This window comes from Enterococcus sp. C46 (genome assembly GCF_040887565.1).
Taxonomy (GTDB): Bacteria; Bacillota; Bacilli; order Lactobacillales; family Enterococcaceae; genus Enterococcus_B; species Enterococcus_B lactis.
Genome location: NZ_JBFOGA010000004.1, coordinates 96,358 through 108,937, shown reverse-complemented (window position 1 = coordinate 108,937; position 12,580 = coordinate 96,358). Strand labels below are relative to the sequence as shown.

The following is a 12,580-nucleotide window of genomic DNA, read 5'->3' as shown; positions in this document are numbered from 1 at the left end:
AGAGTGGAGATAATTCAAGCAATCGTACAAAAATTTGTCAACAAAATGAGTGCTGGTTTCTTGCTTTTGTTGCTGACGCTGGTCTTTTCTGTTTGGACAGCAGGATTAAGCTTCCCAACCACTTTGTTTATATATAACAACAGTTCGCTACTTATCACTTTTAGTGTGGCTATTTTGCTCATTTTAAATGTTTATAAAGCAAAAGGCGTCGATTTTCTTTATCTAGGTGTTGCGCTTGCACTTTTCATTTTCTTTTCTTACTTTCGGGAATTAAGAAATGAGTCTTTATTTGGAGATTTACTGTTTCCTTTGATTATTTTATTTTGTTTAGTAATTAAATGGATTGAGTGGACAAAATGGGATCGCGGTATTTATCTGCTTGTCTTTACGGTCTTCCTCGGAATCACATTATATCGTGTATTTACAGAGATCCAAGTACCAGAAGGACAAAGCATCTGGACTCCAGGCAATTCGCTTTCTGATATTTGGATCAATACGAATACAATCGGAAGTTCTTTGATGACTCTTGCTTTATTGATCAGCGGATTTGCCAGTTCTTTTGAACGGTGGTATGTTCGTATCATCGGTGCGATAGCAGTCGTTGCAGCCTTTTTAGGCATTTGGGTCTGTCAATCAAGAGGCGCATTAGTTGCATTGATTGTTTTTGCGATATTGGATCTTTTCCCTAAATCATTGATGCGTGTCATTCGTGCGCCGTTTATTGCCTATACGGCTACGATTCTTTTAGCTTTACCGATTTCTTATCTAGCCGCTGTTTCCGAAAAAGTCAATTTGTTTACCGGTCGAGAAGATATTTGGCATAAATTCTATCAGACGCTAGGAGAAAAATCTGAGCAAGTTTTACTTGGGATGAAAACATTCATCTTCCAACGAGGAAACCAATTTTTAGGAAACCACAATAGTTATAATTCTATTTTGAATATCTATGGGTTAATAGGGTTTGGAATTGCTGCTTTGCTGCTTATCCTTTTTATTGGTCGCTTAACGTTGAAAGCAGATTTATCCAACGGGCAGATGACTTTTATCTGGGCCTTTTTTGCGGTGATGATGCAGTCATTTATGGAGGATACATTGACTTCATACCCGTGGGTTCCGATTATTTATATCCTGTTGGCTATGGCCGTTCATCGCTATGACGAAACGAAAGTTATGGAAGAATACTATGACATAGAAGAGCCATATGACGACATGAATGCTGGAGATCCAAGTTATGAGGAACAACCAGATAGCGCTCATTCTTCCAGGATCCAACGCTATCATTGATAGGCGCAAAATACGAGAGAGGCTGTGACAACCGTCGCAGCCTTTTTTGGTTTATTGCAATTGTCTAGCATCTTCTGTAAAATAGAAACGTTAGAGAAAATCTTGTATCATAGAAAATTAAGAAATAAATAAGAACGCAGCTCGGTACCAAAAATATGGTAAAATGGCACTTGACTGTAATTCACTGAAATCGCTTGGAGGAACACAAATGTTTAAAGATTTGTATTTATTTATGAAGGACATTTATCAGAACAGAAAATTACTGCTACAGTTTTCGATCAATGACTTCAAATCAAGATATGCAGGATCGTTTTTAGGAATCTTATGGGCGTTTATCAATCCATTATTTACTGTATTGATTTATTGGCTGGTATTTGGCGTTGGATTGAAAGCACAAATGATCGATGCAAAATACCCATTTATCGTATATTTAGTTACAGGGATGATTCCTTGGTTCTTCTTCTCTGATGCCTTTGCATCAACTACGGTTGTTTTTCGGGAATATACTTATTTAGTAAAGAAAGTCGTATTCAATATTCGTATCTTGCCCACGACGAAAATCCTATCTAATCTGTACACCCATTTATTCTTCATTCTGATTGGCATAGCTGTTGCGCTTATAAATGGTATATATCCTTCAGCCATGTCTTTACAGCTGATTTACTATCTATTTTGCATGTGTGCTTTCTTGACAGGATTGACTTGGCTGACAGCATCCATCCAACCATTTTTACCAGACATCATGCAATTGATTACGATCGTCCTGCAGTTGATTATGTGGACATTGCCGATATTATGGAGCCCGAACCAGTTTGACTCAGGTCTTGTAAGCATATTGAAATTAAATCCGCTGTACTATGTTGTTCAAGGCTATCGTGAGTCGTTTTTAAGTGAAGCTTGGTTCTGGGAGCATGGAACATATACTTTGTATTTCTGGGTGTTCACGTTAGTAATGTTCGTAATCGGCTCTGCAGTGTTCCGTAGATTGAAACCACATTTTTCAGATGTGCTGTAAGGAGAATAGCTATGACAGAATATGCAATTAGACTAAAAGATATCACAAAATCTTATAATATGTACGCAAAACCGTCGGATCGATTTCGTGAAGCTCTTAATCCTTTTAAGAAATCCTATCATGATGTGTTTTATGCGTTGAAAAACGTGAATGTAGAAATAAAAAAAGGTGAGATGATCGGTTTCGTTGGAGAAAACGGATCCGGAAAATCTACGATGTTGAAAATCATTACAGGGGTACTGACACCAACATCCGGTACGATGGAAATCGAAGGGAAAATCTCTGCTTTGCTAGAACTAGGTTCAGGATTCAATCCTGAGTATTCTGGCTATGAAAATATCTATTTAAATGGAATGGTACTAGGCTTTTCAAGAGAAGAAGTCGATGAAATGGTCGATGATATCATTGAATTTGCTGACATCGGAGACCATATTTATCAACCTGTAAAAACTTATTCAAGCGGGATGTTCGTTCGTCTAGCTTTTGCTGTAGCAATCAATGTGAATCCCGATATTTTGATTGTGGATGAAGCATTGGCAGTAGGCGATCTTGAATTTCAACTAAAATGTATGGAAAAATTTACAGAAATCAAGAACTCGGGAAAGACGATTTTATTCGTTTCTCATGATATCAGTTCGATTCGTCGTTTTTGTGATCGTTCCTATTGGTTGAAAAACGGAGAAGTCGTCGAATATGGCGATACGATGGAAGTAACGACGAATTATGAAAACTTTTTAAAGAAAAAATCAGTTAAAACAGTGGATCGGAATAAAAACCAAGTAGAACGGTTCGCCGCTCCAGATATCGTCGACGTGACGAAAGCGGAATTGTTGGATAAAGACAAAAATCCGGTGGATATGCTGGAACAAGGAGAAAAACTATACGTTAAAGTAACTTATGAAGTAAAAGATGATACAATCAAAAATCCGGTTTTAGGAATTGCGCTACGAACAGTCGACAATTTTTATGTATGCGGACTTAATACTCTACTAGATGGTATCAAGATTCCTTGGAAAAAAGGAGAGAATATCTTTTATCTGGAGTATGAAAAGTTAGGTTTGTTAGCTGGTGAATATTATTTTGACGTTGCGGTCTTTGAAGAAAATGCAACGGTTCCTTTGGTATATAAGACAAAGTACATGAACTTGTTTGTCAGCGGTTCTTATATCGGAGAAGGCATCGTGGTCTTAGACCATAAATGGGAAGAAGGGACTCATAGCAATGAAATATGATTTTGAAATGGACCTAGATGAACAAAGCAGTGTGGGAAAAATTGCCGCACAGATCAAACCAGGAAGTAAAGTTTTAGAGTTTGGTCCCGGAAACGGCCGATTAACGAAACATTTAATCGGAGCAAAACAATGTGAAGTGAGCATTGTTGAGTTAGATAAGGAATTGTTCGATTTTGTCAGCGAATTTGCTCAAGATGGATTTTATGGTGATATCGAAAGTTTTGAGTGGGCAAACTATTATGCTGGACAGACATTTGATTACGTCTTGTTTGCGGATGTTTTAGAACATTTGGTAGATCCTGGAAAAACATTGAAGAAAGTCAGAGAATTTTTGAATGAAGAAGGAGAGATCCTGATTACATTCCCTAACTTGGCGCATAATTCTGTCATGATCGATTTGTTCAATAACCAGTTGCCGTGGGCTTCTTATGGTCTCCTAGATGAAACCCATAATTCTTTTTATACTCATGATGGCTTCCAAAAAGTTTTTGAAAAAGCGGGATTATTCATTAATATTGAAGATTATTTGTACTTAGCTGTAGGTGATACAGAATTAAAATCAACTTATGAAGAATTGCCGGAAGCTGTACGCTATGATTTCAAAATGCGACCATTTGGTGAAGTCTACCAATACTTTTTCTCATTGATGAAACATCCAGTAGCACAAAGTTCCATTGCAGAGCCACAAAATTCTAATTATGTAAAAGTGTTAGAAGTAACCCAGCAAACGAAACAAGATGAAACAATCCAACAAATACCATTCAATAATTTCACAGGGGAAAATGAGACACTAAGTTTCCCCGTATCAGAAACAACAGAAAGAATGGTGTTTCGCTTCGCGCAACAACCTAGCTTTATCGAATTCAGCGCAGAAGCTGCCGGAGAAAAACTAACATTTATCGATTCGAATGCTGTAGTCAAAACAGTAAATGATTGTTATTTGTTTGATGGGAAAGAATTACCAGAGTTCGTTCTAACGGATATTTCTGGGAAAGAAGTGACTATCCATTGTCATTATCGCTTTATCGGGGAATTGACACCAACAATGAAAGAATTGTTGGAAACGATTCGTCCCATGGCTGAAGTCACAAAGCAGCTTTCTGAGAAAAATGACGAATTAGAAAGAGAAAATCATCATCTTCTTGAGGAAAATACAAGACTAGACCATACGTTAAAAACAACCACAAATCGCTATTGCACATTGTTGGAAAGTGATGAATGGACAATAAAACATAGACTAGGACGACGTAAGAAAGAAACTTCGAAAAAAATCCAAGAAAAAGAACTTTCTATATGTATTGACGAGAAAATCTGGGATGCAGAAACAAAAATATTAAAAATCATCGGATGGGGAATCGCTAATTCGGATCGCCAGCCCTTGTCCTATAAGTTATCAGCTGACCAATCGCCATTTTTCGAAGCAATTCCTGTTTCACGAGAAGAAGTCAATCAAGCAGAACAGCTCGCAAAAGGAACAGAAGCGGGATTTGAGTTACGAATCCTTTGCGAGCAAGAACGTTCATTCTTAGTGGAAGCAGTAGCTCAAAATGGCCAATCATGGATCATTGAAATGTAAATAATGATTAACTTATAAAGATAAGGAGTAAACGAATCGTGCAAAAAAAAGAAATTGCCGTATTTATCGATCAAATCACTCGTGAACGGGCCACTGGCGATTTGCTTATTGTGGGCTGGGCAATTGATGAAGTGACCAAAGAAATCCCTACGATAAAGGTAGAAAAAGAAAATGTGATTGCTGAAGCAACACATGTCGTAAGATTGGATATCAATCATTTATATAATCTTGATGTTAAGACCCAAAGCGGTTTTAAGGTACGTTTATCAGGGAAAATGAGAGGAAAAGCCATCTTAGACTTCCAAACAGCGAGACATCAAAATGGCATAGCTGTGAAATTAAACGGTAAATACCCTTATGATGACGGCATTGAATCTTCATGGGAAAGAAAAAAAAGATTACTGAAAAAAGGGATAAATTATGCAAGGACTCATGGCGTAAAAAAAGCGATCCGTCGGGTCAAATTGGAATTGAAGCTAGGATCGATCGACTATGCAGAGTGGATCAGTCGTCATGAGAAACCAGATTTGAAAGAGCAAAGGAAAGAAGCACAAGGATTTGCGTACCGTCCATTGATTTCCATACTTATGCCTGTCTATAACGTTGAAATCAAATGGCTCGAAAAATGCATTGATTCGGTACTGGATCAAACGTATGATCATTGGGAACTATGTATCAGTGATGATGCTTCTACTGATCAAGCTATCCGAAAGTGTCTGGAATCCTATCAAGCAAAAGATGATAGAATCAAAGTCGTTTTCCGAAAAGAAAATGGACACATCAGTCTGGCAACTAATTCTGCATTGGAAATAGCAGAAGGAGAATTTATAGCACTCTTAGATAATGATGATGAATTACCGCCATTTGCATTATATGAAGTGGCAAAAGTGCTAAACGTACATCCAGAACTGGATGTGATCTACAGTGACGAAGATAAAATCGATGCAGATGGCAATCGCTTTGATCCGCATTTCAAAGCAGACTGGTCGCCTGATACATTGATGGGAAATAATTATATCTCTCACTTAGGCGTATATCGAACAAGCATTGTTAAAGAACTTGGCGGTTTCCGTAAAGGCTATGAAGGTTCTCAAGATTATGATTTGGTCCTTCGTGTGACAGAACAAATCCCTGCAGATCATATTTACCACATTGACCGAGTCTTGTATCATTGGCGGACGATCCCAGGATCAACTGCAAGTAATGGCGAAGCCAAAAGTTATATCTATGATTCCGGAGTGAAAGCATTGACAGATGCCCTGTCTAGAAGAAACATCAAAGGAAGCGTACGTCCTGGCAGAATTTCTGGATTTTATGAGATTGCTTATGACGTCTTGCAAGAGGATTTGGTCAGTGTGATCATTCCAACGAAGAATGGCTATGAAGATCTAAAAACTTGTGTGGATTCGATCATCGAAAAAACGTCTTATTCAAATTATGAAATCATTATTGCGGATAACGGAAGTACAGATCCAAAAATGCAAGAATTATTTGCAGAATACAAGCATCAGCTGAAAGACCGCTTTATCGTAGAATTGATTGACATTCCATTCAATTATTCTCGAATTAACAATTTAGCAGCAGAAAAAGCAAACGGCAAATACTTTTTATTCTTGAATAACGATACAGAAGTGATTGAGCCAGATTGGATGACGGTGATGGTTTCTTATGCACAGTTTGATCGAATCGGCTGTGTAGGAGCAAAACTGTTTTATCCAGATGATACAACGCAGCATGCAGGAGTATTATTAGGAATCGGTGGTGTTGCAGGGCATGCATTGAATAACTATGATCGAACACATTGTGGTTATTTCGGCCGATTGGTCATTGACGTCAATTACTTAGCAGTCACTGCAGCTTGTATGATGGTCAAGGCAGCTGACTTCAATGCTGTTAACGGGTTTGATGAAACATTAGAAGTAGCATTCAACGATGTTGACTTGTGCTTGAAAGTTTATGAACTGGGTCGTTACAATGTCTATGCACATCAAGCAGAATTGTACCATTTCGAATCTAAATCAAGAGGTTATGAAGATACTCCAGAAAAACAAAGACGTTTTGCTGGTGAAATCAAAAAAATGCAAGATAAATGGCCAGCATATATTGCGCATGATCCATTTTACAATGATAATTTAACAAAAGAAGGAATCGGCGACTTTTCGTTGAGACCAGATTAAACTATAATAAAAAGCTGTTATGTTGTGATTCGCTCGCACATAACGGCTTTTTATAGTTTTTTGTCAAAAAAAGGCAGAAGGTGCCGACTCAAAAAAATAAGTCGAGGTTGGGACAGAAGTGTTTAACTCCGAGAAATAAGAAGAAATTCACGAAAATTGCTTTTCAAATTTTTGTGAATTTCGGCTTATTTAAGAAGAAGTTGCTTCTGCTCCCACCGTTTATTCGTTTTTAAAGAATGAGACAAAAGTGTTTCTTACTTTTGTCCCACGCTCTTATTCATGCTCAGAGCGCCAATAGATACAAAATCATAGCCAAAGTTTCACGAACCCTAGCTGTCAAAGAATCGATATTTTATTTTAATATAGGCTATTTTAAAATAAATGGTTTAAGGTATTCCTCTACAAAAGCCACTCTATCAATTATCATGGGTTTAAAATAAGAAGTGATGGAGATAACCAGATTGTTCTTAGCGTCAATATAAAGAACATTTCCACTATTACCAATTGCTGAATATATTTCGTTCTCAGAATCTAATACCCACCATAAATAGCCATATCTCATATTTTGTAAGTCTTCTAAAGCACTGGTTCTAGGTTTGAACATCTCGTTTATCCACATGGGTGGTACGATTTGTTTTCCTTTATACATCCCTTTATTTAGGCATAATACACCAATTTTTGCCAGATCACTTGCCGATAAACACAAACCATATCCTGCCGTCCCGATATTTAGTGGATCACAAAACCAGACATTGGTTTTAGGAGACTTATCCATTGTAAACTGCTTATGTTCTTCAGCTGTTTCAGCATAATAATTGACATGGTTTGGTATCCCTATAGGATCAAATAGATACTTATTGGCAAAATCAACAGTTGTTAGCTTACTTGTCTGATACAACAAGCCAGTTAATATGTGTAAACAGACAGTTTGATAGTTGAATTCGCCGGTTATACCTTTTCTTCCTCCCAATAAATCTAGTGATGTCTTTGTCCAATCTTCACTTGAACAGACTTTTGTCCATGGATCGCCTTTACATTTGTAGGGTGCTTTCATTGTTAGCAAGTGCTTGATTGTAATAGCGTAAATAGTTTTCTCCCCGCGTTTCACTTTATACTCTGGAAAATAATCTAATACTTTATCATCGATACTTTTGATTAATCCTTGCTCTAAAGCAATGCCAATCAGCAAAGATACAATACTTTTCGTTGCTGACATGATATGACAAGTATCGTCTTTTTTATAACCATTCCATTCATCTGTATAAACTTCTACCCCATCCTTATATGCGACAATTTGACATATATTTGGTTGTCGAAAACCAATAAAATCATGCAACTCTTGTTTATTCATAAGATATTACCTCACTTTCTTCTATAAGCATAATGTCATTAAAAATCGATTTCAATTTTTTCGATTCTTCACGTAATACAGGTATTCTTATGGACTAGACAGCGCTTTGGGAAGATGGATTCTCTGAAAAATATAAAGGTTCACTTTATGAGTGGATAAAAAAAGCAGCAAATACTTCGACTTCTTTAATTTACCAACATTAGTGAAAATCGATTCATCTGGAGATTTGTAATTTAGAGTCCTTGTCTTGATTAGAGGTGTATAAAGCTTTTTATTAGACATTTTTAAATTCCATTACAATTTGCTTATAAACTAGGTTTTTAAAGGTGACTATGGTAAGATAATAGAGGTATTATTTTGTGATTAGGAGTGTATATATGAATAAAAATGGAGAATGGAGTGCTGCACGACGGATATTCATTATATTAATGGATGTTATTGTATACAATGCAGCAATATATAGTAGTTTCTTACTGAAGTTTCGTGGAGAGATCCCATTACGAAATTTAGAAACTTTCCAACACTCAGCAATTATTATTTCAGTGATTTTTATTGCGTTGAACATTTTGTTGGGTGCATATGTTTTTTATAATCGAATGATCAGTGACATCGTGTTTGTCACAGTCATCGGTCAGGTATTGATGACACTAGGGATCATGGTAGTGACTTTTGCGGGCCGCTGGTTTGCTTTTCCACGTCTTGTTATCTTACTTTCATTTGTTCTCGGTACGCTTTTCTTAAGTATCTATCGTATTCTCGTATATAAACTTTATTTACGCGTAAGTCGAGATAAAAAGGTCGTCATTATTGGGTTAGAAAAGGATGTCGCACCAGCAATCCAAAATTTTGGTTCAAAGAAAAACAACAAACATAAAGTCGAAGCAGTCATTCTTGATAACTATTATGCAAACATCAAAAATATGATTAAAGACATCGATATTGTCTATCTTGCTTCTCATATCGAAGAAACTGAAAAAATCAAAATCTATCAATTAGTTACTAAAAATGAAAAAAAATTGTTTTTGAATACAACATTTGAAAACTTGACATTGATCAATCCAAATATTATGAATTTCGAAGATGAAAGTATTATTGAAGCATCTGGATTTAGAATCCAACCTGAATATGAACTATTCAAACGTTTGTTTGATATCATCGTTTCACTTGTTTTATTAGTTATTGCTTCACCATTTATGTTATTCACAGCAATTTTAGTCAAAGTGACATCACCGGGACCAATCATCTATAAACAAGTGCGGATCACAAAAAATCAAAAGGAATTTTCAATCTATAAATTCCGCTCGATGACCGCCACAGCCGAAGCAAAATCTGGACCAGTTTTAGCTAAGAGCAATGATGCACGAGTAACGCCTGTAGGTAAATTTATTCGAGCTGTCCGCTTTGATGAATTACCACAAATCTTCAATGTGCTGAAAGGCGATATGTCGATCGTAGGACCACGTCCTGAACGTCCTTTCTTCGTCGATCAGTTCAATGCAGAAAACCCTTATTACTACTTACGGCATAATGTTCGTGCTGGTATCACTGGGTATGCACAAGTCTATGGAAAATATGTCTCTGATTACAACAGTAAATTACGTTTTGATTTACTTTATATCAAAAAATATTCATTGATGCTTGATTTAAAGATCTTGCTGCAAACCATCAAGATCCTATTTGATAAAATGTCCTCTCAAGGACTTGAAGAAGACGAAAATGTGATCTCATTGGCAGAAATTGCTTTTCCGAATGAAAAAATCTTTCGCTAGTTGGGAGGCGTAAAAATGAACAATCCGAAATTCAGCATAATCGTACCAGTATACAATGCAGAAGCAACTATTGGTCGAACGATTGATATTCTAAAAGAATTGGATTATGAAGAGTACGAAGTCGTTTTAGTAAATGATGGATCAACAGATCAAACACAGGAAATCATTCAAGAACTGATTGAAAATGATGAACGTTTTGAATTGATTACTACGACCAATCAAGGGCCCGGATTAGCAAGAAACGAAGGAATAAGACAGTCAAAAGGAGAATATCTCTTATTCTTCGATGCAGATGACACGCCAGTAAAAACGATCTTGTCAGATTATGATCATTTGCTAGAAAAGAGTCCAAAAGCGGATCTTGTTGTTAGTTCGTTTGTTTTTCGTACAATGGACGAGGGAAGAATCGTTTCCGAAAAAGAAAACTTAGTTACAGAATGTCACTATCTAACTCACGAAGAGTTTATAAAAGACATGTATCAGTTAATGAATGAACAGTTGATGTATGTTGTATGGAACAAATGCTATCGTAGCGATATTCTGAAAAATAACCAAATTCTATTTAAAACTTATAATAGTTGTGAGGATCGAATATTTAACTTACATTATTATGAATACTGTCATCAAGTGATCATGAACCCAAAAGTAGAATATATTTATGAATTTGAAGGTGGGAAGGGGATCACTAATCAATACCGACCTAACAAGTTCGAAACATTTAAAGAATTCTATTCATTAGCAAATACTGTAACAGACGATATTAATAAAGACGGTATGGCGGCGCTTCTTTTAAAAGGGACAACTTCAGTTATTTTTTCTATTTATAGTACCTCTGCAAGAACTTCAAAAGAGAAGAAAGACGAAGCAAAGCAGATATTGAGTGATCCAGTGATCCGAGAAGCCAAGCAAATTGCTAAGACGGATTCTTCAGCAAAAAAAATAACAAAGTTGCTTTACAATATGCCAGCTCCACTATTTTTATCTGCTGTAAAAGTTGGAAGCTTCGTTGAAGTGAAAATGCCAGGGTTAATGGCTGCTTTGAAGCGAGTATATTAGTTAATGGAGGAAAATATAATGAAAAGAATTTTGCACTTTCAGGGACGAATGGGTTTAGGTGGAGCAGAGTCTTTCATGATGAATTTATATCGTAAAATTGATCGTACAAACTATCAATTTGATTTTTTGATTTATGAAGATTATGCAGATGTTCAAGACTATCATTCAGAGATTGAAAGATTAGGAGGCCGTATTTTTGTTGTACCTAATCCTAAGAAAAATATTTTTAAATATTTAATAGAAGTGAATAAGTTACTAAAAAAAGAATCTTTTTCTATAGTTCACAATCAGGTTTATTTTGGCGGGGGAATTAATTTATGGTTAGCCAAAAAGAATGGAATCAGACAGAGAATTGCTCATAGCCATGCAACTGAAGATGGAAAATCTCAAAATATTGTAATGAATGTATTGCGTAAATTTTTAACCAAATTGTTGTTACAAAATGCAACAGACTACCTTGCCGTTAGTCAAGAAGCTGGTGAAAGTCTGTTTCAAAACCATCCCTTTGAGATAGTTCATAATGGTATTGATTTAGAGCTTTATAGTAAAAATTCAGAAGCTAAGGTTAATAAGAGAAAAGAATTGGATATCTCAATGAGTACTTTTGTTGTGGGAAACATTGGACGATTAGAGAAACAAAAAAATCAATCTTATTTGTTAGAGATTTTTTTAGAAATACTAAAAATGAATTCTGATTCTTACTTGATTTTAGTAGGTGAAGGGTCACTTAGAAATAAACTGAAAGCCAAAGCAGTAGAATTGGATATAGAGAAAAGAGTAAAATTTTTAGGAGAAAGAAACGATATTCCCGAGTTATTATCTGTGATGGATGTTTTTGTAATGCCTTCTCTTTATGAAGGTCTGCCAATGGTTGGATTAGAAGCACAAGCAGCAAAATTAAAATTAGTCTTAGCAGATACTATTTCCAAAGATACAAAGTTAACAAATAATGTGGATTTTGTATCATTAGATGAAACACCACAAGAATGGGCAAAAAAAGTAATAAAAGAGCCGTATGCTAATAAAATAACACAAGAACTAAAGAGTTATGATGTTTCGTACACTACTGAACAAATGGAGAGTATATATAGTAGAGATCATTAAAAATGTTCAAGATATT

9 protein-coding genes are annotated in these 12,580 nt (G+C 35.9%); 8 read left to right on the top strand and 1 reads right to left on the bottom strand.

What is annotated here, in order from left to right; translation table 11 throughout:
* Window positions 1-3: 3 nt before the first annotated feature.
* The 5 genes from AB3I27_RS08065 to AB3I27_RS08045 all read left to right on the top strand — a co-directional run bounded on the left by AB3I27_RS08065 (window position 4) and on the right by AB3I27_RS08045 (window position 7,284).
* The gene (locus tag AB3I27_RS08065) at window positions 4-1,284 is read left to right on the top strand and encodes an EpaQ family protein (protein WP_002292878.1); all 1,281 of its coding nucleotides are present in this window, start codon (window positions 4-6) and stop codon (window positions 1,282-1,284) included.
* A 208-nt stretch (window positions 1,285-1,492) separates the two neighbouring features.
* Window positions 1,493-2,299: an ABC transporter permease gene (locus AB3I27_RS08060; RefSeq protein WP_002289081.1), complete on the top strand. Its 807-nt coding sequence runs from the start codon at window positions 1,493-1,495 to the stop codon at window positions 2,297-2,299.
* Between the two features lie 11 nt (window positions 2,300-2,310).
* The gene (locus AB3I27_RS08055) at window positions 2,311-3,531 is read left to right on the top strand and encodes an ABC transporter ATP-binding protein (protein ID WP_002289079.1); all 1,221 of its coding nucleotides are present in this window, start codon (window positions 2,311-2,313) and stop codon (window positions 3,529-3,531) included.
* Window positions 3,521-5,107 (top strand): bifunctional 2-polyprenyl-6-hydroxyphenol methylase/3-demethylubiquinol 3-O-methyltransferase UbiG, encoded by a 1,587-nt coding sequence (locus AB3I27_RS08050; RefSeq protein ID WP_002289078.1) that lies wholly within the window; start codon window positions 3,521-3,523, stop codon window positions 5,105-5,107. The genes AB3I27_RS08055 and AB3I27_RS08050 overlap by 11 nt, the downstream gene beginning before the upstream one ends.
* Window positions 5,108-5,145: 38 nt before the next feature.
* The gene (locus AB3I27_RS08045) at window positions 5,146-7,284 is read left to right on the top strand and encodes a glycosyltransferase family 2 protein (protein WP_368022965.1); all 2,139 of its coding nucleotides are present in this window, start codon (window positions 5,146-5,148) and stop codon (window positions 7,282-7,284) included.
* A 367-nt stretch (window positions 7,285-7,651) separates the two neighbouring features.
* Here AB3I27_RS08045 and AB3I27_RS08040 read toward each other — a convergent pair whose 3' ends face one another.
* Complete coding sequence (locus AB3I27_RS08040) at window positions 7,652-8,635, bottom strand: serine hydrolase (protein ID WP_002289074.1); 984 nt, start codon at window positions 8,633-8,635, stop codon at window positions 7,652-7,654.
* Between the two features lie 377 nt (window positions 8,636-9,012).
* Between AB3I27_RS08040 and AB3I27_RS08035 the strand changes: the two genes are divergently transcribed.
* The 3 genes from AB3I27_RS08035 to AB3I27_RS08025 are packed head-to-tail and all read left to right on the top strand — an operon-like array spanning window position 9,013 to window position 12,564.
* The gene (locus AB3I27_RS08035; protein WP_002289073.1) at window positions 9,013-10,404 is read left to right on the top strand and encodes a sugar transferase; all 1,392 of its coding nucleotides are present in this window, start codon (window positions 9,013-9,015) and stop codon (window positions 10,402-10,404) included.
* A gap of 15 nt (window positions 10,405-10,419) precedes the next feature.
* On the top strand, window positions 10,420-11,460 hold the full coding sequence (locus AB3I27_RS08030) for a glycosyltransferase family 2 protein (protein ID WP_002289071.1): 1,041 nt from the start codon (window positions 10,420-10,422) through the stop codon (window positions 11,458-11,460).
* Between the two features lie 18 nt (window positions 11,461-11,478).
* Window positions 11,479-12,564, top strand: coding sequence for a glycosyltransferase family 1 protein (locus tag AB3I27_RS08025; RefSeq protein ID WP_002289069.1), 1,086 nt, complete (start codon window positions 11,479-11,481; stop codon window positions 12,562-12,564).
* Window positions 12,565-12,580 lie beyond the last annotated feature (16 nt).

Coding starts and splice junctions, on each gene's coding strand:
- AB3I27_RS08040 (WP_002289074.1), bottom strand. CDS start 8,635: ATGAATAAACAAGAGTTGCATGATTTTATTGGTTTTCGACAACCAAAT.
- AB3I27_RS08025 (WP_002289069.1), top strand. CDS start 11,479: ATGAAAAGAATTTTGCACTTTCAGGGACGAATGGGTTTAGGTGGAGCA.
- AB3I27_RS08050 (WP_002289078.1), top strand. CDS start 3,521: ATGAAATATGATTTTGAAATGGACCTAGATGAACAAAGCAGTGTGGGA.
- AB3I27_RS08060 (WP_002289081.1), top strand. CDS start 1,493: ATGTTTAAAGATTTGTATTTATTTATGAAGGACATTTATCAGAACAGA.
- AB3I27_RS08030 (WP_002289071.1), top strand. CDS start 10,420: ATGAACAATCCGAAATTCAGCATAATCGTACCAGTATACAATGCAGAA.
- AB3I27_RS08035 (WP_002289073.1), top strand. CDS start 9,013: ATGAATAAAAATGGAGAATGGAGTGCTGCACGACGGATATTCATTATA.
- AB3I27_RS08055 (WP_002289079.1), top strand. CDS start 2,311: ATGACAGAATATGCAATTAGACTAAAAGATATCACAAAATCTTATAAT.